At 45.3% G+C, this 21,548-nt stretch carries 18 protein-coding genes; all 18 read left to right on the top strand.

Features of this window, described 5'->3' with window-relative positions:
- Positions 1–3: 3 nt before the first annotated feature.
- Entirely contained in the window at positions 4–882 is an 879-nt protein-coding gene (gene fba / locus ASL11_RS15860; RefSeq protein ID WP_056616054.1) for a class II fructose-1,6-bisphosphate aldolase, read from the top strand.
- Positions 879–1,919, top strand: coding sequence for an inositol 2-dehydrogenase (gene iolG, locus ASL11_RS15855; RefSeq protein WP_056616050.1), 1,041 nt, complete (start codon positions 879–881; stop codon positions 1,917–1,919). Before fba ends, iolG begins: the two co-directional genes overlap by 4 nt.
- 21 nt (positions 1,920–1,940) lie before the next feature.
- Positions 1,941–2,759, top strand: coding sequence for a 5-deoxy-glucuronate isomerase (iolB, locus tag ASL11_RS15850; RefSeq protein ID WP_056616046.1), 819 nt, complete (start codon positions 1,941–1,943; stop codon positions 2,757–2,759).
- A 76-nt stretch (positions 2,760–2,835) separates the two neighbouring features.
- Positions 2,836–3,849 carry a LacI family DNA-binding transcriptional regulator gene (locus ASL11_RS15845; protein ID WP_056616043.1) on the top strand — a complete coding sequence of 338 codons (1,014 nt, stop codon included), beginning with the start codon at positions 2,836–2,838 and terminating at the stop codon, positions 3,847–3,849.
- A gap of 297 nt (positions 3,850–4,146) precedes the next feature.
- Positions 4,147–6,543, top strand: coding sequence for a glycoside hydrolase family 95 protein (locus tag ASL11_RS15840; protein WP_056616041.1), 2,397 nt, complete (start codon positions 4,147–4,149; stop codon positions 6,541–6,543).
- Positions 6,544–6,805: 262 nt separating this feature from the next.
- The gene (locus tag ASL11_RS15835) at positions 6,806–7,735 is read left to right on the top strand and encodes an ABC transporter permease (protein WP_056617140.1); all 930 of its coding nucleotides are present in this window, start codon (positions 6,806–6,808) and stop codon (positions 7,733–7,735) included.
- Positions 7,736–7,780: 45 nt separating this feature from the next.
- On the top strand, positions 7,781–8,653 hold the full coding sequence (locus ASL11_RS15830) for a carbohydrate ABC transporter permease (protein ID WP_056616038.1): 873 nt from the start codon (positions 7,781–7,783) through the stop codon (positions 8,651–8,653).
- A gap of 59 nt (positions 8,654–8,712) precedes the next feature.
- Complete coding sequence (locus ASL11_RS15825) at positions 8,713–10,395, top strand: extracellular solute-binding protein (RefSeq protein ID WP_056616036.1); 1,683 nt, start codon at positions 8,713–8,715, stop codon at positions 10,393–10,395.
- Between the two features lie 113 nt (positions 10,396–10,508).
- Positions 10,509–11,588: a Gfo/Idh/MocA family protein gene (locus ASL11_RS15820; RefSeq protein ID WP_056616033.1), complete on the top strand. Its 1,080-nt coding sequence runs from the start codon at positions 10,509–10,511 to the stop codon at positions 11,586–11,588.
- Between the two features lie 25 nt (positions 11,589–11,613).
- The gene (locus ASL11_RS15815) at positions 11,614–12,633 is read left to right on the top strand and encodes a Gfo/Idh/MocA family protein (protein WP_056616030.1); all 1,020 of its coding nucleotides are present in this window, start codon (positions 11,614–11,616) and stop codon (positions 12,631–12,633) included.
- A 98-nt stretch (positions 12,634–12,731) separates the two neighbouring features.
- Positions 12,732–13,679 carry a TIM barrel protein gene (locus tag ASL11_RS15810; protein WP_157256938.1) on the top strand — a complete coding sequence of 316 codons (948 nt, stop codon included), beginning with the start codon at positions 12,732–12,734 and terminating at the stop codon, positions 13,677–13,679.
- A gap of 9 nt (positions 13,680–13,688) precedes the next feature.
- A complete protein-coding gene (locus ASL11_RS15805; RefSeq protein ID WP_056616024.1) occupies positions 13,689–15,428 on the top strand; it encodes a hypothetical protein in 1,740 nt (579 codons plus the stop codon).
- Positions 15,429–15,442: 14 nt separating this feature from the next.
- A complete protein-coding gene (locus ASL11_RS15800) occupies positions 15,443–17,683 on the top strand; it encodes a glycoside hydrolase family 88/105 protein (protein WP_056616021.1) in 2,241 nt (746 codons plus the stop codon).
- Positions 17,680–18,435 (top strand): MgtC/SapB family protein, encoded by a 756-nt coding sequence (locus tag ASL11_RS15795; RefSeq protein WP_056616018.1) that lies wholly within the window; start codon positions 17,680–17,682, stop codon positions 18,433–18,435. The genes ASL11_RS15800 and ASL11_RS15795 overlap by 4 nt, the downstream gene beginning before the upstream one ends.
- A 337-nt stretch (positions 18,436–18,772) precedes the next feature.
- Entirely contained in the window at positions 18,773–19,420 is a 648-nt protein-coding gene (locus ASL11_RS15790) for a chromate transporter (protein WP_056616015.1), read from the top strand.
- Between the two features lie 17 nt (positions 19,421–19,437).
- Entirely contained in the window at positions 19,438–19,977 is a 540-nt protein-coding gene (locus ASL11_RS15785) for a chromate transporter (RefSeq protein ID WP_056616012.1), read from the top strand.
- 41 nt (positions 19,978–20,018) lie between these two features.
- Positions 20,019–20,993 (top strand): formylglycine-generating enzyme family protein, encoded by a 975-nt coding sequence (locus ASL11_RS15780; protein ID WP_056616011.1) that lies wholly within the window; start codon positions 20,019–20,021, stop codon positions 20,991–20,993.
- Positions 20,994–21,250: 257 nt separating this feature from the next.
- Entirely contained in the window at positions 21,251–21,526 is a 276-nt protein-coding gene (locus ASL11_RS15775) for a transporter suffix domain-containing protein (RefSeq protein ID WP_056616008.1), read from the top strand.
- Positions 21,527–21,548 lie beyond the last annotated feature (22 nt).

The raw sequence follows: 21,548 nt of genomic DNA, 5'->3' as shown, positions 1-21,548 counted from the left end.
GGTATGGCACTTGTCTCGATGAAAGAAATGCTGCAGACAGCGTTAGATGGTAAATATGCCGTTGGTCAATTTAATTTGAATAATCTTGAATTCACACAAGCGATCTTACAAGCGGCTCAACTTGAACAGGCACCTGTGATTCTTGGTGTAAGTGAGGCTTACATTCCCTATATGGGTGGACTGCCCTGTATCGCAGGCATGGTGAAAGCCTTGATCGAACATTATGGCATCACAGTGCCGGTAGCTCTTCACTTGGACCATGGCAGCTCGTATGAAGTATGTATCAAAGCGATCCACGCTGGATTTACCTCAGTGATGATCGATGCGTCCCATCATTCCCTAGAGCACAATATCGAAGTTACGCGTCAAGTGACGCAAGCTGCGCACGTGCTTGGTGTTACTGTAGAGTCTGAGCTAGGTCGAATCACAGGACGTGAAGATGATCTGGTTGTAGATGATGCAGATGGGATGTATGCGGTAGCTGAGGATTGCGTGAAAATGGTTCAGGAAACAGGCATCGATTGCTTAGCACCTGCGCTTGGTTCGGTTCATGGCCCATATCGCGGACAGCCCAAGCTTGGTTTTGAACGGATGGCTGAAATTAAAGAGCTGACAGGTGTACCTCTTGTGCTTCATGGAGGAAGCGGTCTGCCAGATGACGAAATTCGTCAAGCGATTGCGTGCGGTACAGCCAAAATCAACGTGAATACAGATAATCAAATTGCATGTACAGCAACGATTCGCACGTTTTTGAATGATCATCCGGATGCCTATGATCCTAGGAATTATCTAATTCCAGCTCGGGAAGCCATCATTGCATCTGTGAGAGCCAAAATTCAGTTATTCGGAAGTGCAGGTAAAGCGGGAGGAAACCTAGGATGAAAAAGATCAGAATCGGTATTATCGGCACAGGCCGAATTGGTAAAATCCACGCGGACAATTTATTGCGGAACCCGCAAGTTGAAATTGTGGCAGTAAGTGATCTGTTTGCAGGTCCAGAGCTCCAAGCTTGGGCGGCAGAACGCCATATTTCCATCGTAACCAAAGATAGCAACGAACTTATTTCTCATCCAGATATCGATGCCATTTTCATTTGTTCGTCTACTGATACGCATGTTCCGTTGATTGGGCAAGCCGCGCGTGCAGGGAAACATATTTTCTGTGAAAAGCCAATCTCGATGGATATCACGAAAACGGTATCAGCCATTGATGAAGTTAAAAAAGCTGGCGTGAAACTGCAAATTGGGTTTAACCGTCGATTTGATCATAATTTCAAGCGTGTACAAGAAGTCGTGCAAGGCGGGGGGATCGGCGATCCGCATATTATTAAAATTACTTCTCGTGACCCGAATCCGCCTCATATTGATTATGTTAAAGTTTCTGGTGGTATTTTCATGGATATGATGATTCATGATTTTGATATGGCTCGGTTCGTTTCAGGCAGCGAGGTTGAAGAAGTGTATGCGGTTGGCAATGTACTGATCAACCCGGATTTTGCCCAGCATGGCGATGTGGATACAGCGGTTGTGACACTTCGTTTTGCGAATGGCGCATTGGGTGTCATAGATAACAGCCGTCAAGCCGTCTATGGCTATGACCAGCGTGTTGAAGTGTTTGGCTCTAAGGGCAGTGTGGTCGTTGCGAATGATCATCCGAATACAGCTGTGATCTCCACAGCAGATTCGATCGTGAGTGATAAGCCGCTGCATTTCTTCCTTGAACGTTATCAAGCAGCTTATATAGAAGAAACGCAAATGTTTATTGATGCGATTTTGAATGATAAGTGTGTGCCTGTTAGTGGGGATGACGGCGTTCAAGCCGAACGGATTGCGCTGGCTGCGAAGTTATCTTCCCGTTTGGGCAGACCCGTGAAAGTTAGCGAAGCCTTGGAATTGCTAAAGCAATCTTCCGTAGTTTAAAGGAAAGAGGGAGACGTTACGATGTCCAAATTAATTGTAACACCTGCATCTTCTCCGAATGAAGAAGGCAGCCTTTTACAAGTGACGCCGGAATCGGCAGGTTGGCAGTATGTTGGCTTCGAAGTTGTCCAATTGGCAGCAGGAGAAACCTTAAAACGTGAAACCGTCGATCAAGAGGTATGCCTCGTTCTGTTGAGCGGCAAAGCGGATGTTCAAACGAACGAAGAGAAATGGCAAGGGATCGGTCAGCGCATGAGTGTGTTTGAGCAGATTCCGCCGTATTCTGTCTATGTAACTAGCCATGATAGCTATGAAGTAACGGCGTTAACCTCACTACAACTTGCTGTTTGCTCAGCTCCAGGCGCGGGAAATCATCGTTCACGATTAATTGCTCCTGCACAAGTAGGCGTTGAGACCCGCGGGTATGGGAATATCGAGCGATACATTCATAATATTTTACCTGAGAGCGAGCCTGCTGATAGTTTGCTTGTTGTCGAAGTATTTACACCGAATGGCCATTGGTCCAGTTATCCGCCACACAAGCATGATCGTGATGAACTTCCAGATGAGTCCTTTTTGGAAGAAACGTATTATTTCCGTGTCCAGCCCGAGCAAGGCTTTGCGATTCAACGGGTATACACGGATGATCGTTCACTTGATGAGACGTTAATTGTTAAAAACGGGGAAGCTGTGCTAGTTCCGCGTGGTTATCACCCTGTATCTGCGCCTCCGGGCTATGATGTGTATTATTTGAATGTCATGGCGGGACCTACGCGGATATGGAAATTTCATAATGACCCTGACCATGCTTGGATCATGACGAAACCGAGCGAGTCGTAAGACGGTTGCAAGTTCTGGAAAGCCCCGTCATAATGGGGGGAATAACTGTATTCTTCAAGAAAAATGGGGTAGTACGATGAAGGCAACCATTTACGATGTGGCTAGGGAAGCCGGTGTATCGATTGCAGCGGTATCGCAAGTCATGAACGGTAAAGGGAAAATTAGCGAAGAACGGCGCACTGAAATTCTGAAAGTGATGGAAAAGCTCAATTACCAGCCAAGTGTCATCGCATCAGCACTTACTGGGAAGAAGACATATACGTTAGGCCTGCTTGTCCCTGATATCTCCAATCCCTTCTTTGCTGAAATCGCAAGGGCTGTTGAAGACCAAGGTCATAATCTAGGATACAGTCTCGTTATCTGCAGTACGGATAATAAAGACGAACGTGTAGAACGGTATCTGAACTTACTTCAGCAAAAAAGTGTGGATGGGATGATTATCGGGACCGGGATGGATAATAAGGACATGCTTACACCACTCATGGAGCGATCGATTCCTGTTGTCATGATCGCACGGGAGATGCCGGATATGGCTGTACATACCGTTGTTGTTGACGATTTCGTTGGTGGCACGTTATCTGCTAAGCATCTCTTGGAGCTTGGTCATACACGCATGGCGATTCTTGCTGAACATACCAAAGTTACAAGTAGTCGTGAACGGGTAAAAGGTTTCGTGACCACGTTAGAGGAAGCCGGTATCGGGCTCCCTGAGAAAATGGTTCGGAATTGTAGTTATACCGTAGAAGACGGCAAACGCGAAGCTATTGAACTTCTAGAGAAACCTGCCGCCGAGCGACCGACTGCGCTTTTCTGCTGTAATGATATGCTCGCGATTGGCGCTTTGCAGGCTGCGAAACAATTAAAGCTGCGTGTTCCTGAAGATATTTCCGTGATCGGTTTCGATAATACCATTCTAGCTTCCGTGACGGATCCACCACTTACGACAATTGCACAGCCGATTGAGCCGATGGGTAAGCAAGTCGTCGATCTGCTTATTCTGGAACTGAAGAAGAAATCACAAGCCAAGCAACGCATCGTTATGCGTCCAGAACTCATCATCAGGCAATCTACAGCAACTCCGGCAAAGTGATCGTATAAGGAAGCGAAGACTGCTTTCCCTTAGGGGGAGGCAGTTTTTCATATCTTCGTGTGCTGCGTATGGCGATTAACTAGGTAATAATTTGAAGGCGATCAAAGTTGTTGTTAATTCTCATCATAAAAATAGCTTAATTTTGTGCAAATACTTCGTATTTATATACCTATCCATTCATATTTCCTCATTTTACAATGGGGAGGTAATCATATATTTAATAAGGTAGAAATACCGATGAATCAAACCAATAAAAGTAAATTTAGTTAAAAAAGGAAATTGAAGGGTTGAGGAGAAATGAAAATTTTATTTCAAAGTCCTGCTAAGGAATGGACTGAAGCGCTGCCAATTGGCAACGGTCGAATAGGTGCCATGATTTTCGGCGGAATCGAAGTAGAAAAAATGCAATTAAACGAAGATACACTCTGGTCGGGTGGGCCAAAAAATTGTAATAATCCTCGTGCCAAGGAAGTGCTGCCGGAGGTGCGTCGTCTCTTGGCGGAAGGAAGATATGCGGATGCTGACCGAATGTGTAAGGAGATGTTAGGGCCGTACACGCAATCCTATTTGCCGTTTGGCGATCTCACACTTGTATTTGAGCATGGGGATAGCGCGCATTCGTATAAACGAGAGCTGGATTTGCAGGAAGGGGTATCTCGCGTCGAGTACCAGATCGGTAATGTTTTGTACACGCGAGAGATGTTTGCTTCCAATCCCAGTCAGGTTATTGCTGTTCGTCTGCAGTCCAGTCAAGCCGGATCGCTACATTTTACCGCGCGTCTGGATAGCCTACTGCGTGTTAATATGGTCCATGAGAACGGTCAATGGATCATTCGTGGGAAGGCACCGGTGCAGGTGGCGCCAAGTTATTATCATGTTGACCAACCGATTGTATACGAAGATCAAGAGGACGGAGAGGCGATGTCTTTCGTAGGTCGACTAGCGATTGTTTTGGATGACGGTTACATGCTTGCAGATCAAGCAGGTTTGCATGTTCGAGGAGCCACGAGTGTGACGCTTTACTTCAGTGCGGCAACAAGCTTTAATGGCTTTAATCGCTCCCCGGGCAGAGAAGGTAAGGATCCACTAGCGATCACAGAAACATACCTGGCAGAGGCGATGCAGCATTCTTATACGGAGCTTCGCGATAGTCATGTCAACGACTACCGCAGTTTGTTTGATAGAGTCAACATTCAACTTGGGAAGACGATCAGCCCTGCAGATATGCCGACAGACCAACGGATTTCTGAGTTTGGGGCTCAGGATCCGGGCTTAGTAGAACTATTATTTCAGTATGGCCGATATTTGATGATCGCCAGCTCACGCGAGGGGACGCAGCCCGCTAACCTGCAAGGCATTTGGAATAAGGAGACAAGACCGCCTTGGAGCAGCAATTATACATTGAACATCAATACGGAGATGAACTATTGGCTCGCAGAAACCTGCAACCTACCTGAATGCCATCAACCGCTTCTCGATTTTATTGGGAATTTATCGGTTAACGGGAGGAGTACCGCAGAGATCAATTACGGTGTCCGTGGATGGACAGCGCATCACAACTCAGACATTTGGGCTCAGAGTGCACCTGTAGGCGATTACGGACATGGCGACCCGGTTTGGGCATACTGGCCAATGGGCGGTGTTTGGCTTTGTCAGCATCTCTGGGAGCATTACGCCTTTGGCAGAGACAAGGCGTATCTAAGTGAGAAAGCATATCCAATCATGAAGGAAGCCGCTCTGTTTTGTTTGGATTGGCTCATTGAGGATCAGGAAGGATATCTTGTCACAGCCCCTTCCACGTCGCCGGAACATAAATTTATTAGTAGTGACGGTGAGAAAGCAGCTGTAAGCGTAGCTTCGACGATGGATTTATCATTGATCTGGGATTTGTTTACGAATTGCCTCGAGGCTGCTGAAGTACTGCGTATCGATGACGATTTCAGATCCGAGCTCACGTTGGCGAGAAGTAAGCTATTCCCGCTGAAAATTGGACAGTACGGCCAACTTCAGGAATGGTATAGCGATTTCGAGGACGAGGACATGAATCACCGTCACGTCTCACATTTGTTCGGAGTATATCCTGGACGCCAAATTAATGGAGAGGTTTCGCCCGATTTGTTTGAGGCGGCACGAACATCATTAAATAGACGCGGAGACGAGGGGACGGGCTGGAGTCTCGGTTGGAAAGTAGGCTTATGGGCCCGTTTCCAAGATGGTAATCGCGCGGAACGGCTAATCTATAACATGTTGCAGCTCGTGAAGCCGGACAAGTGGAAATCACAGAGGGGCGGCGTTTATGCCAATATGTTTGGTGCGCACCCGCCATTTCAAATCGATGGCAATTTTGCTGCTACAGCTGGCATATCGGAATTGTTGCTGCAGTCTCATAAAGGGTTTCTTCACTTGCTGCCAGCGCTTCCCGAAACGTGGATTTCCGGTTCTATTAACGGGTTGCGGGCGCGTGGAGGGTTCACGGTCAATTTGCGCTGGGACAGCGGCAGTCTGAGCGAAGCGATGATCGATTCTTTGAACGGCGAACCGTGTACGATTTATTCTCGAATACCGGTACTGGTGTTGGATGAGGAGGGCCGACAAGTTACTTTTAATTCATTGGAACACTCAGGTTGCATGACATTTACAACATTTGTTGGTTCTAGGTACAGGATCGTACCGCAATCGGGTTCCAACGATTGAGGAAGCAGTTTGTCTGAGGTTTACATGCTTGAGGCAAAGGCGAACTCCCCCTATGAGGTATGGGGGAAGTTCGCCTTTTGTGCGCATGTCAGTCATCGTAAAAAAAGAAGAACAAGCTAGTAATGACCCAATGAATTTATAGTTTCTTCTATAATATTTTAAGGGTTTTTCCAATAAAAACTTATATCATAGGGTTATAAGATTAAAGTAAAGGAGTGAAGCAAACATGAATGGGAATATTATTAAAACTCCTGACATCCAGATGACTCAAAGTGAGTTAAATGCCTTGCGACTAAAACGACGAAGAAGACTGAAACAGAACATTCCTTTGTTTATCATGCTGGTTCCTGTTGTTGCTTACTATATTTTATTCAAATACTGGCCTATGGGCGGACTTGTTATCGCTTTCAAGAATTATAACTTTGCAGATGGTATTTTAGGAAGTCCTTGGGTGGGGCTGAAGAATTTTCATGTATTATTCTCTAGTTCAAATACGCTACAAATTATTTGGAATACATTTTGGTTAAGTTTTCTGAGCTTGGTATTTGGATTTCCGACGCCGATCTTTCTAGCTATTTTATTAAATGAAGTGAGACGCTCGTGGTTTAAAAGATGGGTACAAACGATCATCTACTTACCGCATTTCTTCTCATGGGTTATTGTTTCCGGTATTGTATTGTCTCTATTCGCAACGGATTATGGTTCAATTAATAAGGTGCTCGGCCTTTTTGGAATTGAACCGATTACTTTCCTGTACGAGTCCAAATCTTGGCTAGCCATTTTTGTTGGATCTGGAATTTGGAAGGAAATGGGTTTCAGCACCATTATTTATCTAGCAGCGCTTACAACCATTGATCCATCTCTATACGAATCTGCAGCTATGGATGGAGCTACGAAATGGCGGCAAATGTGGCACGTAACAATCCCAGGCATTCGTCACACGATTATCTTATTACTCATCTTAGCAATGGGTAAGATTATGGAAGTAGGCTTTGATCAAGTCTACAACTTACAGAATGCCGGAGTTTCGGAAGTGTCTGAAGTCATAAGTACGTATATTTATAAAATTGGCTTGGGCAATGCTCAGTTTAGTTTAACAACAGCCATGGGATTCTTTGAATCTATCATTAGTTGCAGTCTTGTACTTATAGCTAATCGGATCGCTAAGAAATACGATCAAGCACTCTTCTAGCATCCTGTATACATCGAGTTCAACATCCGTGGAAGGAGGATTTGTATGAAAGCGACAAATGGAGAAAAAATATTTTATGCAATCAATTATTTAGTTCTCGGATTAATCGCCTTAACTTGTATTCTGCCATTTATTCATCTCATCGCACTATCTCTAAGTGAGCGATCTGCTGTTGAATCAGGACATGTCTTCTTTTGGCCTGTGGGTTTAGAGCTCACAGCATATAAAATTTTCTTCATTGCTAGCCCTGCTTGGAGTGCTTTTAAAAATAGTGTGCTTATCACGGTGATTGGTGTGGTGTTAAGTTTATTGGGCACCATACTTGCTGCTTATCCGTTGTCTAGATCCTATCTGATTGGAAGACGCTATCTAGTTCTAGGTATGGTGTTCACCATGCTCTTCTCGGGTGGATTGATTCCCACATATCTCGTGATTAAGAACATGCACCTTATTGACTCCTATTGGGCTTTATGGCTTTCTGGATTCATCAGCACCTATAACATGCTTCTTATGAAAAGCTATTTCGAGAATATTCCCTATGAAGTGCAGGAAGCTGCACGGATTGATGGCTGTAATGATACTTCACTGCTTATTCGGATTATATTACCGCTCTCACTTCCCATGTTGGCTACACTTGCGTTATTCTATGGCATTGGCTTCTGGAATTCGTTTATGAATGTGCTCATGTACATTAATAAAAGTGAGATGTTGAATTTAACTGTAGTTGTCCAAGGGATGTTGCAGAAAAATGATTTATTGAACTCCCCTTCCCTCAATTTGGAGGAACAGCAAACGGTTGCGACAGAGATGGTGAAAGCAGTCGGTGTTGTTGTCATGGTTGTACCAATGCTGGTCGTATATCCTTTCTTGCAAAAGTATTTTGTCAAAGGAGTTATGCTAGGATCTGTTAAAGGTTAACAACGAAGGTATTCCCGTTTAACAAAACGAAAATATAATCTTGTAGGGGGAACGTGCATATGGAAAACAAGAAACTATGGCTTGGAATGACGGTAGGGGTTGTAGCTTTAGGGGCAACATTAGCGGGCTGCAGCAGTGACAAGAAAGAAGAAGCAACAACAACAACTTCAGCAGAAGCAACTAAGTCTGCCGCAGTAACGCCAGCAAAACGTGGAGATGTTACAGTTTCCATGTACGATCGCGGTGGCGTTCCAGCATCGGAAGGCACCTATGAAGAAAATCGCTGGACCAAGTTTATTAACCAAAAGGGACCAGCCAATGTAAAATTCGTTCCAATTCTTCGAAGCGACTCTACGAAAAAATTAAACGTCTTGTTTGCTTCCGGTTCCGCTCCAGATATTGTCAACGAGTATAATACACCGTTCAGAGGCAGTTTGTATGACCAAAAGCAATTGATGCCGATTGACAACATTTTGCAATATATGCCTGAATATCAAAAGCTATTAGAGAAGTATCCTCAGCTGAAGAAAGCAGGAACAAAACCTGATGGCAAGATTTACGAAATTGGTAAGGTAAAAGAAGCGACTCCAGCGCATATTCTTTATATTCGTACCGATTGGTTGAAAAAGTTGAATTTGCAAATGCCGACAACAACGGATGAACTATATAACGTAGCGAAAGCGTTTGTTGATCAAGACCCAGATGGTAATGGTAAGAAAGATACGTACGGCATGAACATGAGTACGTATTCAGAGCAAGCAATTAATGAAATTTTCGGTGAGAGTTCTTCAAAGACATTGCTGGCATGGGATATTAAGGACGGCAAAGTTGTTCGTGCATGGGACAAAGAACTTGCTTCCCTGACATTCAAGAAGAAACTTTATGATGGCGGAATTATCGATAAAGACTACATTAACGATAAAGATGGCAATAAAGCGAAACAAGACTTCCTTAACGGAAAGATCGGGATCTTTGTTCAGTTCTCTGGCAGCGTAGGTGGTCTTGATTTACCTACATTGAAGAAGAATGTACCTGGTGTTGAAATTGCACCATTAGGTTATCCGAAGTCACCGATGGGAACATTTACCGGTGCGATCGATAACCCAGTTCAAATGACAACGGTTGTGAATGCGAAAGCGAAGGATCCTGAAGCAGTTGGCCGCTATCTTGACTTTATGATGCAGACCGACAATGCTCGGAAAACGATCTACGGGGATGAAGGAGTCCACTGGAAGAAAGCTGCAAACGGCTGTCCTCAAGTTATTGATGCAGATAAGTCCAAAAATGAAGTTGCTTACGCATTAGACTATTCCATGTTCTACTCAGCTGGTATAGACAAATGTAACTATACGTTGAGTGGGCTTAGCAACCCAGATGTGCTGCCTGATCAAAAAATCAACATGGAAATGTATAAAGTGATCCAAGGTATTTACTTCGATCCATCAAGAGAATATCCGGGAATCACACTAGGGGATCATATGCCAGTATATCCAGCAGATCTTCAAGTTATCAATACAACAATTTTGAAAGAAAAAGATGATCTTTTCGTTAAAGCTATTCTTAGTGGTGCTAAGTACACGCCAGAACAAGCGATTAAAGATTCACAAGCAGCTTGGGATAAAGCAGACGGAAAGAAACTCGAAGAATTCATGAATAAATGGTATGCAGAAAATAAAAACACAGCGTTCTTGGCTAAGGATGTTATGGCCATCATCAAACAACAAATGGAATTTGTGAAGTAAACGTTTCTTAGAAGAGCTGGATTTCGATAGAAGGCGCCTGCCTGTGCAGGTCGCTCATCGATGTCCAGCATCTTCTTTAAATAAGCAGATTTACATCATGGGAGGAACCAACAGTGAACAAAGTGAAAGTAGCCATCATCGGCTGTGGCGGCATTGCAACGGGGAAGCATTTACCCAGTTTGAGCAAAATTGAGCAAGTCGAAATTATCGGATTCTTTGATATTTTTCCGGCAAGTGCACAGAAGGCAGCTGAGAAATTTGGCGCACCTGGAGCCAGAGTTTATGATGATTACCGCGAATTACTCGCAGACCCAACGATTGATGTGGTTCACATCTGTACACCGAATGATACACATGCCGAAATCTCGATTGCTGCATTGGAAGCAGGCAAGCATGTGATGTGTGAGAAACCGATGGCCAAAACAGCCGCAGATGGTCGCCGCATGGTGGAAGCTGCGAAACGTACGGGTAAAAAATTAACAATTGGGTATAACAATCGGTTCCGAGCAGACAGTCAACATTTGAAACGAGTTATTGAAGATGGCGATTTAGGTGAAATTTATTTTGCAAAAGCACATGCTGTTCGTAGACGTGGTGTTCCCACTTGGGGTGTTTTCTTGGATGAAGAGAAACAAGGCGGAGGGCCGCTGATTGATATTGGAACTCATGCGCTCGATTTAACGCTTTGGTTAATGAATAACTATGAACCTAAGGTGGTGCTGGGCACCGCTTATCATAAACTTTCACGTAAGGAAAATGCGGCAAATTCTTGGGGTCCTTGGGATCCAGAGAAGTTTAAAGTTGAGGATTCAGCTTTTGCTATGATCGTGATGAAAAATGGTGCGACCATTATGGTCGAAGCGAGTTGGGCACTCAATACACTCGATACGAAGGAAGCGAAATGTACGCTTTGCGGTACCGAAGGCGGTGCCGATATGCAGGATGGTTTGCGTATTAATGGCGAAAAGCATAGCCGCCTCTATGTAAACCAAATGCAGTTCGAAGCGAAAGGCGCAGATTTCTATGAGGGTAAGAAAGAAACGATGCAGGATAAAGAAATTCGGTTATGGATTAATGCCATCATCAACGATACAGAGCCAGTCGTAACACCAGAACAATCTTGTGTCGTTTCTGAGATCCTTGAAGCGATTTATGAATCGAATCGAACAGGAAAAGCAGTCTATTTTGACTAATACATCAGAAAAGAGACAGGGAACTATGATTAAAATAGCGATGTTGAGCTTCTGGCACGTTCATTCCAAAGATTATGCACGTTTAGCTGCCGAACATACGGATACCGAAATTGTTGCAGTTTGGGATGAAATCCAAGAGAGAGGCCGGGAAAAGGCCGAAGAACTCGGTGTTCCTTTTTACGGAAACTTGGATGAGCTGTTGAGAATTCCTGAGATTGACGCTGTCATTGTAGGTACGCCAACGAATCGGCATCACGAGGTCATTATCGCAGCTGCCAGAGCAGGTAAACACATATTCACGGAAAAAGTTGTAGCTACGACCACCAAAGAATGCAAAGAAATACTTGCCGTGGTCGAGGAAACCGGGGTTAAGCTAACCGTGTCCTTACCGCGTCTTTACATGGGCTTCGCACAGGCAGCGTTAACTTGTATCCGCGAAGGCCTCCTAGGTACGATAACTACCGTACGAATTCGACTGGCACATAATGGTGCGCTGCGAACAGAGAAACATCCAGACGGAGCGCTTCCAGCCCATTTCTTCAACTTGGAGCAATGCGGTGGGGGAGCGCTGATGGACCTTGGGTGTCATCCGATGTACTTAGCTCGACTGTTTCTGGGACTACCAGAAAGCGTTAGTGCAAGCTTCGGCTACATCACCGATCGCGAAGTCGAAGATAGTGCCGTAGTCACCTTACGTTACCCAAGCGGTGCACTGGGCATTGTGGAAGCTGGATTTGTTAACAGCTACTCGCAATTTGATATGGAGATTCAAGGAACAGAAGGTAACCTTATGTATGCCCGAACGGACGAAAAATTACGCATCCGCAGCTCCAAAATGTCAGGTGAAGCAGCTACAGGGTGGCAAGAAGTGACCGATTTACCCAAGCTGCCTTCCGCTTTCGAGCAATGGGTATCCCATATTCAGCAGGGAACAACGGCGATAGAGAATATTAAACTTGCCTTTGATTTGACCCGTTTAATGGAAGCATCGACTTTATCTGCCCGTTATGGTGCTGTGATGAAGCTGAGTGACCTTTCAGAATAAAACCGTATCCCCAAGGAAAGGCCAGAGCATCCCCTTCGCAGTAGTAAGGGAATTCTGACCTTTCTTTCATAATAGAAAAACTTTTAGGAGGAAGAGACATGATCGATAAAGGGGAATATTCCTTTTCAACCTGTTGGAACATTAAGAAGCACACGGTAGGACGTGGCATGATTGAGGAAATTAAAGAGCTGGGCTTTCGCAATGTCGAGCTTAACTATAACGTTACGGAAGAAATGATGACAACGATTGAACCGATGATTGAGAAGGGTGAGATTGGTGTATCCAGTGTGCACAATGTATTCCCATTCATCAATGACAAGGATTATGATACGGATTCCGTCATGCTGGGGTTCGATGATGAAGCGAAGCGTAAGCGTTCCGTAGAGTTACTAATCCGTTCTATGGAATATGCCAACCGATATGGGGCCAAAGCTGTGGTTGTGCATCCAGGTGAAGTGCCTTTTGACTATAACATTGATGTGGATTTGAAAAAGCTTTATCGAGATCACGGTAAGGATTCACCGGAGTATCAGAAATTGTGGAGCGTCATGATTGAAAGACGGGATCGGTTGAGTCCACTGTATACGCAAAGAATTCAAGAAAGTTTGGAGATTGTAAGCGAGCATGCTGCTCGAAAAGGCTGGAATGTCGCGATTGGGATTGAAACTCGCTCCAGATCGTATCAGATGCCTTCTTTGATGGAAGCCAAGACGATTTGCGACAACCTGGCAGGCAGTCCTGTGTACTTATGGTACGATATCGGCCATGCGATGATGATGGACCGAATGGGCTTATACGATAATCTCAAAGAGTTACAAGAAGTGAAGAAATATATTTATGGTGTGCACATCCATGAAACGCTGGAACTTGCCGATCACTGGTGTCCCTATGTTCACAGCAAAGACCTGCACTATTTCGACCATTTCCTAGAAGCCATTGATTATGCCAAAGTGAAAGTCTACGAGCTGAAAGCTCTGTGTGAGCCGAATGAGATTCATGAAAGTCACAACCTTATCACCAGTAAAATTGCAGCTTTGAAAGGGTAGGTGATCTATGTGGACGCTATTTATAATCGCTTAGTTAAATTAAATGATCAATTAACAGAAGCTACGCTTCTGGTGCAGATTCTTGATCCGCAATCCAAATATTACGGTGGTATTGTTGATGAAACGGGCATTGCCCGAGCTAATCATATGAGTACACCGCGTATGATAGCGGGTTGGGCTTCAGCCTTGGTTAATCCAGATTCTCGCTACTATCAGGATAGCTTTTTATTGAATGCCTTGGATAAAGCGGTCGCGTTCATGCTGAACAGACAGCATGCGGATGGTACCGTTTCATTGGGCTCAACAAATTATAATTCTCCCCCAGATACGGCATTCGTAGTCGGTGGGGTAACACAAATATACCAATTGCTTAACAAGCACGACTGGGACCAACTTGAGCCAGTGACAGCAAAGCTGAAGCTCTTCTTGGAACGCACAATACCAGCTATGCTGACTGGTGGTTGTCACACGCCGAATCATCGTTGGGTGCTTACCGCTGCACTATGTTTATTATTTGAAATTTTCCCACAGCCCGAGTTGCTTGCACGAGCAGAAGACTGGTTAGCTGAAGGATTAGATATTACCGAAGATGGGGAATGGACAGAACGCAGTAACGGGATTTATAACGCAGTTAGTAATATTGCCCTTTATCATACGGGTCGTTTGATGAACCGTCCTGAACTGATCGCATGTGTGCGAAGTAATCTTCGTATGATGATGTACTTAATTCACCCATCTGGCGAAGTGGTAACGGATTACTCTGGTCGTCAGGATTTCGGTCAGACCGCTACAATGGCGAACTACTTTCCGATTTACCGCTTAATGGCGGCGCATGATCAGGATCCGATCTTTGCTGCAATGGCCGATTATGCGGGATCCTACATCACAGGTTTTCATGAAGGTGTGAACAACCATCCATTGATGAGCATTCTCGTTTATCCCGAAGCAGATATCTCACATATTGAACGAGCACCGCTGCTTGATCGATATGTGAAAGTTTTAAATGCAGAGCATCCGATGAGGGAACATTTGCAGCGTATCGATGAGGTTGGCCATCATATGCACATTCAGCATAGCAGCATGCATCTCTCTTTCGGTGCTCCGTTGGTTCGGATCCGTGAGCTGGATCAAAGTGTAACGATCATGTCGCAGACACCTTCCTTCTTCTCGTTACGCCATGGGAAAGCAAGGTTACTCGGTGTTAAACTTTCCACTTCGTTCTCTCCAGGCATTGTGAAGTTCACGAATCTGACAGCGAGCGAAGGCGGGTATAAACTGGATACAGTATTGGAAAAAGGCTACAACGGACCGGTCCCGCGTCATTTGCTGCCTGCAGGGACGGAGGGTTCAACACTCAGTCCGTGGTATTTATTGCCGCATCAGCATCGGCCGATGACCCATTTGCAGAAGCTTGAGCTGCAAGCAGAGATTACTTCCAGAGATTCGGAATGGACAATCCACGTATCGTCTGATGAGCGTGAGGATGTCTTCACGCAAGTAACTTTCATTTTTGGAAATGAAGGTACGGTGAGTGGCGATGATTTGCTAACTGGGGAAGAAGGCAAGTACTTCCTGCGAAGCGGTTCTATGACGTACGAAGCAGAGGGAGATGTTATTGAAATATCTTCAGGTAGCTATGAACATATCCTGCCTATCGTTCGTGAAGATCACCATCCATCTGGATGCCAATATGTCCATGTCAACTTGGTTACACCTTATGATCGGACATTCAAGATCCGTTTACTGTAGAAAGGAAGTACGTTATGACGACCTATTTCAATGAACAAGAAAGTATACAAACCCGTTTAGGGAATGACAATAAACAAACATTGAAAGTGCTTGCTGATCGCTACATTGGTGCGAACCCACCTATACCATTCGCATTTCGAGCATTCAGCCGAGCAGGCGTTTTGCAAAATGAAAAAGGGATGTTTGATCTCGATTTGGGCAGCAGATTTCCTGACGCAAAACCCGGTCAATTCTCCTATGCCTATGCCTTAGTTTGGAGTGATGGCGAACGTAACCTGGATGTCTTGTTCAATTGTTTGGGTCCGATTCAGTTTTATTTCAATGATGAGCTGACGTATCGTTCAACGGTTATTGATGAGATTAAGCCAGATGCCACTGTGAAGTTAAATCTGGACTTCGTCAAAGGCTGGAATCGTCTCTTTATCAAAGCGAAGCATACGGCTGCTGGTTTTGGCTGCTTATTCGGTTCCGATGAGGCGAAGGTGCGCATCCTGAATGTGCTAGCTCCGTTCACAGAACGTAAAGGACAAGCGGGTTGGGTGTTTTCCTCGCCAATTGACAACGATGTTTTCGAGGGGCGTTCCTTACCAGATGCGATGTCCTCAGAGAAGAATAATGGCTTACGATGGCTGCCAAACCGTGAATGGGATGAGAATGAGCTCTCACTGCCTGTCTGCGAGCGATTGTTTGGGAGACAGCCTGGTAAACAGGCATTTGCTTGGACGCAGCTGAACAATGTGAGGCGAGGCAGAGAAACCTGTCTGTTAAAGGGTTATGCGGCTGGAACGCTGACCGTATGGTTGGATGGCAAGCAGGTACTGGAGCTTACAGAGGAAGGCAACTTTCAGGTCGAAATGCCGCTTACTTATGGTCAACATCAACTTCTTATTCAAAGTGTTTGTGGAAATAGTACTTGGGGGTTCGCGCTTGAGGCTTCCATCGATGAGGAGGTTGTCCCGCTCAGTTTACCGAGGCAGGTTCATGGCGCTGCAGACCCTTGGTTGTTTCTTGGCCCTCTGTCTGCCAACATTTCCTTATCTTACGAGGATTTGGTACAGACAGATCGCGTGTACACAATCGATGTGAATTCTGAAGAGAAAACCTATTGGCGCTTGGATCGTCCTAACACATGGATTCGCCCTTACTATGAGAATGCGATGCTGAGCAATAAATGGACAGTTGGCAATGTGACGAATTATGCACGTTGGGATTACCCGCTTGGTGTTACGATTTATGGGCTGTTGCAAACCGGCCGCTTATTAGAGCGATCTGACATTACCCAGTACGCGCTGGACCATGTTCAAAGCTGTACAGACATGTTCGCATATTCCCTTTGGGATCGTGAGCAATATGGGTTCCCAGCGATTAATCAACAATTGGTTATGATGAAAATGCTGGACAACTGCGGTTCCTTTGGCTCCGCGATGTTAGAGGCGTATCAGGAAGATGAGGATCAAGGCTTCATGGCCATTGCGAATCGAATCGCAAATTTCATCTTACATGGGTTGGAACGCAAGGAAGACGGCGCATTTTATCGGATATGTCAGGATGAGTATTCGGAAAATACAATGTGGGCAGATGATCTCTACATGAGCACACCGTTTCTGTGCCGTTATGCTCGGATCACTGGTGTATCTGAAGCGCTTGATGAAGCAGCGAAGCAATTTTTGCTGTTCCGCAAGTACTTGTATATGCCGGAAGAACGCATTATGTCACACGTGTTTGATTTCAAATATGACATGCCGACAGGCATCCCATGGGGACGTGGCAATGGTTGGACACTCTTTTCGTTGACAGAGGTGTTGGAAGCATTGCCAGCTTCACATGAAGCACGACCGGCGCTTGTGGATTTCTTCAATGAGCTGTGTGGAGGATATGCTGATCTTCAAGCGGAAAGTGGCCTATGGCATCAGGTTTTGAACGATACGGATGCCTATGAGGAAGCTTCGTGTACAGCGATGTTCGCTTATTCATTTGCACGAGGTGTTCGCTTTGGTTGGCTCATGGAGCCGCAGCGGTTCATTGAAGCGGCATTGAAGGCGTGGGATGGTCTGACTCGCATCGCGATCGATGCGCAAGGGAATGTGCACGGTGTCTGCAGTGGCTCGAGATATGCGTTTACAGCTGACTATTATAAAAAGGATCTGCTTACTGTCAAAAATGACAATCATGGCGTTGGCATTATGATGCTTGCTGGTTCGGAAGTTGTGAAGTTGAACCAATGGCTGGCAGTACCGCTTGAGGTCACGCAATGATAGACGCCGCTGATAGTGTGTGGCAAATTAGTCATTTGGACTTAATTATTCGCATGGTGTTAGCGGTCATTTTAGGCGGCTTGATCGGTCTTGAAAGGGAATGGAACAATCATGCGGCAGGCTTCCGAACCCATATTCTAGTTTGCTTGGGATCGGCCACCATTATGCTGCTGTCGGAGTACGGCTTCTCTGACTTTGTCAATGAACCGAATGTCCGTATTGATCCCTCTAGGTTGGCTGCACAGGTTGTCAGCGGCATTGGGTTTTTAGGAGCTGGCGCCATTTTGCGAAACGGCAATGTTATTAAAGGATTGACGACCGCTGCTTCCGTGTGGCTGGTTGCGGCCATTGGTTTAAGCGTCGGGGCCGGCTTTATTACCGGAGCGCTGGTTTGTACCTTTTTAGTACTCATCAGTCTGTATGTCTTAAATAAGTTCGAAAAGCATATCATCAGGCACCGACGTACACATGAAGTCGAAATTACGATTAATGAGCATCCAGGCTTCCTCAACTCGTTAACCGCTCGTTTTGGGGAACAGGGCATACAGGTGATTCATCTCAAAATGATGCCAGAGAGTGCTCCTTCTACGATTGTAGGGAAAGCGGGGGAGCTCCCCGTTATGCACTTGGTTTTTAGCTTGAGATGTCCAAAGCAGGAGAAGCTGATTGCAGCCTATGAGCAAATATGTGCGCTGGATATTGTTGTCAGCATGGAAGCCTCCAACTTCGTCTTTCATAAACAAGTGGCGTAGGGAAGTGAATGATGGCGTGCGTGAGAGGTATGTGACAGGTGCTAACTCGAGGTGATATGAAAAAGTGATGAGAGATTGGTGACAAGTAACTGATGAGGCCGAGAGATGGATATCCATCTCTTGGCTATTTATGCTTTCACACGAGCCTCGACTAGCTTTGTACTTAAAATCACTTTGATTTAAACTAAGTGATTCGATCGGATTAAAGGAATTAATTTCAGGTTGATACCACTGGTTAATTTCGAATATCCCCACTAACTTTAATTGTTTATTCCATTTTGGACTAAAGTGGAGTATAATTGAGTTACCATACAAATGGGCTAGAGGGGGAATCCATATGCAGAAACATCAATTACATCTTTGTTTGGATATATTCTGGACATTTCTCAAGATCGGACCTTCCACGTTTGGCGGGGGATATGCCATGATTCCCGTCATTGAGAGGGAAGTTGTTGAAAAAAAGGCTTGGATCGCAGAAGACGAAATATCCAATATCATTGCGATTGCAGGCTCAGCGCCCGGCGGGATCGGCGTAAATGCATCGGCATTTATTGGCTACCGCTTAGCGCGAATACCTGGTGCAGCAGCAGCCGTCATCGGCATTGCTTTGCCAACCTTTTTAATCGCATTAGTACTTAGCTTTTTCTTACTATTCATGCAGGCTGATCCGAAAGTCGTGGCCGCATTCAAAGGCATTCATGGAGCAATCATTGGACTCATCGTGTTGGCAGCATACAATATGGCACGTTCGGCTATTTTTGATAAAACTACATTAGTTACGGCAATTGGTACTGTAGCGATTCTGTTGCTGCTTCCCATCAATCCGCTTTTCATGATTCTCATTGGTTTGTTTATTGGATTTGTTTTTGTCAAAGTGAAAGAAACGTTTGGCTTCACAATTAGCTTGGAAAAAGGCAAAGAACCTGTACACACTTCCTATAATGGCTACACCTACTACGACTATTATATCGCGGATGGGATATGAGAAAGGCGGCGAGGTAGATGGTATTGTGGGAGCTGTTTATTACATTTATGAAAATAGGATTCATGTCATTCGGCGGCGGTTACGCGATGATCCCGATCATTCAACATGAGGTCGAACAGCATGAATGGATGACAACAGAGCATTTTGCTCAGAGTGTGGCTACAGCAGGAATGGCGCCTGGGCCGATTGCAACGAACACAGCAACAATAATTGGCTATCAAGCAGATGGCATTCTGGGTGCTGTGATTTCAACGATTGGCATCGTATTGCCGTCGCTGATTATTGTCCTTATTATTTCATCTTTCTTTTATAAAATCGTTCAAAGCAAAGCAGTCCACACCACATTTTATGGGTTAAGACCGATTGTAACCGGATTAATCGTCTATGCGGCTATCCATTTTGGCTTCTCAGACCGTACGCAACAACTATTTTCGTGGCAGGTATTATTCACTCTTTTAATCGCGGCGGGCGTGTTTATCGTTGTACATAAGTACAAATGGCATCCACTTGCAACCATTGTATTGTCGGCACTCGTCGGAATTGCTATATTTAGTTAATAGCATGCAATTGATAGAACGAAAGTGAGAGGACGACTGTTATGGAACCGAATAAACCAACTTGCTGTTCAGCCAGCCGTGCGTCATCCGATCAACCATCGGCACATCCGGAAGCGTTAATTTCAGTTGAAATACCAGAGGCAGCTGCTCCAATTGGTAAAGAAGGCATGGTACTTATTCCAGGCGGAAAATTTTTAATGGGAACGGATGACCGTGAAGGTTTCCCTGCGGATGGCGAAGGACCGGTACGTGAGATTAACGTAAAGCCCTTCTACATAGACACTTGTGCGGTAACGAATGCTGACTTCAAGCAATTTGTTGATGCGACGAATTACAAAACAGAGGCTGAATCCTTTGGCTGGTCATTTGTTTTTCATTTGTTTGTATCCGAAGCGACGGCAGCACGTGTGCAGAATACAGTACAACAAACCCCATGGTGGTGGGTGGTTGAGGGAGCAGATTGGTTGCATCCTGAAGGCCCCGATTCCCATGTCGAAGATCGCTGGGATCACCCGGTTATCCATGTTTCATGGAGCGATGCGATGGCCTATTGCAAATGGGCAGGCAAACGTCTACCAACAGAAGCCGAATGGGAATATGCCGCCCGCGGTGGATTAGCCCAGAAGCGGTATCCGTGGGGAGACGAACTTAAGCCAGGCGGAAGACATATGTGTAACATTTGGCAGGGGAAGTTTCCGGACAAAAACAATCAAAGTGACGGCTACGCAGGCACCGCACCCGTCAAAGCATTCGAGCCGAATGCTTACGGTTTGTACAACGTGGCAGGCAACGTATGGGAGTGGTGTTCCGATTGGTTCAGCCCGAACTATCACATGAAGGGCAAAAGGGACAACCCTGTTGGCCCTCCATCTGGGGACACGCGAGTACTTCGAGGCGGCTCATACTTGTGCCACCGTTCATACTGCAATCGCTATCGTGTTGCGGCACGCAGCAAAAATACGCCAGACAGTTCAACTGGAAACATCGGGTTTCGATGCGCGGCGGATGTCAAGTAGTTGAAATGATAAGCCACCTATCCCATTGAGGAAGAGGTGGTTTTTGCCGTGTGGTGGCGATAGATGAACTGTAAAGAAAGTACATCTAATTTCCTGGGAAATCAATTGATGATTGATTTAGATGGATAAAGTAGGAGTAAGGTGAATGCAAACGGGCGGTGGGTAAGGGTTTGAATTACGTAGGTCTTGCGCTTATGATAGGAGGAGACATCGATCAGTAGGGTCGGGTTTTATTTGAAACATAAGGGGGACATGATGTGGCCAAAAAACTAGGCATCACCTTGTTAATTTTATCGACACTCGCTTTTATAAGTGCTTTTACCATTCCATTTTTCGTACATACGGGAGGCGGTATGGCCAAGTGGATTGCGGGGCTGCTTATTTTCAGTGAGGTTACCTTCTGGACGGGCGGCATTTTATTAGGCAAAGAGGTTGCCAAGAAATACAGGAGCTACCTCAATCCGAAAAACTGGAAACGGAAGAACGTACCAGACAAGCCAGATCAGGCGTCCATCAAACAAGACGATGTATAAAAAAGCAGTATTCCTAACTCAG

It is taken from the genome of Paenibacillus sp. Soil750 (assembly GCF_001428045.1).
Lineage (GTDB): Bacteria > Bacillota > Bacilli > Paenibacillales > NBRC-103111 > Paenibacillus_E > Paenibacillus_E allorhizoplanae.
This window is presented reverse-complemented; position numbering and strand designations above follow the sequence as displayed.

Excerpts from the sequence above, each read along its gene's own strand:
- ASL11_RS15795 (WP_056616018.1), top strand. The coding sequence starts at position 17,680 with ATGATAGACGCCGCTGATAGTGTGTGGCAAATTAGTCATTTGGACTTA.
- ASL11_RS15785 (WP_056616012.1), top strand. The coding sequence starts at position 19,438 with ATGGTATTGTGGGAGCTGTTTATTACATTTATGAAAATAGGATTCATG.
- ASL11_RS15825 (WP_056616036.1), top strand. The coding sequence starts at position 8,713 with ATGGAAAACAAGAAACTATGGCTTGGAATGACGGTAGGGGTTGTAGCT.
- ASL11_RS15835 (WP_056617140.1), top strand. The coding sequence starts at position 6,806 with ATGACTCAAAGTGAGTTAAATGCCTTGCGACTAAAACGACGAAGAAGA.
- ASL11_RS15815 (WP_056616030.1), top strand. The coding sequence starts at position 11,614 with ATGATTAAAATAGCGATGTTGAGCTTCTGGCACGTTCATTCCAAAGAT.
- ASL11_RS15830 (WP_056616038.1), top strand. The coding sequence starts at position 7,781 with ATGAAAGCGACAAATGGAGAAAAAATATTTTATGCAATCAATTATTTA.
- ASL11_RS15845 (WP_056616043.1), top strand. The coding sequence starts at position 2,836 with ATGAAGGCAACCATTTACGATGTGGCTAGGGAAGCCGGTGTATCGATT.
- ASL11_RS15810 (WP_157256938.1), top strand. The coding sequence starts at position 12,732 with ATGATCGATAAAGGGGAATATTCCTTTTCAACCTGTTGGAACATTAAG.
- ASL11_RS15790 (WP_056616015.1), top strand. The coding sequence starts at position 18,773 with ATGCAGAAACATCAATTACATCTTTGTTTGGATATATTCTGGACATTT.
- ASL11_RS15840 (WP_056616041.1), top strand. The coding sequence starts at position 4,147 with ATGAAAATTTTATTTCAAAGTCCTGCTAAGGAATGGACTGAAGCGCTG.
- ASL11_RS15780 (WP_056616011.1), top strand. The coding sequence starts at position 20,019 with ATGGAACCGAATAAACCAACTTGCTGTTCAGCCAGCCGTGCGTCATCC.
- fba (WP_056616054.1), top strand. The coding sequence starts at position 4 with ATGGCACTTGTCTCGATGAAAGAAATGCTGCAGACAGCGTTAGATGGT.
- iolG (WP_056616050.1), top strand. The coding sequence starts at position 879 with ATGAAAAAGATCAGAATCGGTATTATCGGCACAGGCCGAATTGGTAAA.
- ASL11_RS15800 (WP_056616021.1), top strand. The coding sequence starts at position 15,443 with ATGACGACCTATTTCAATGAACAAGAAAGTATACAAACCCGTTTAGGG.
- iolB (WP_056616046.1), top strand. The coding sequence starts at position 1,941 with ATGTCCAAATTAATTGTAACACCTGCATCTTCTCCGAATGAAGAAGGC.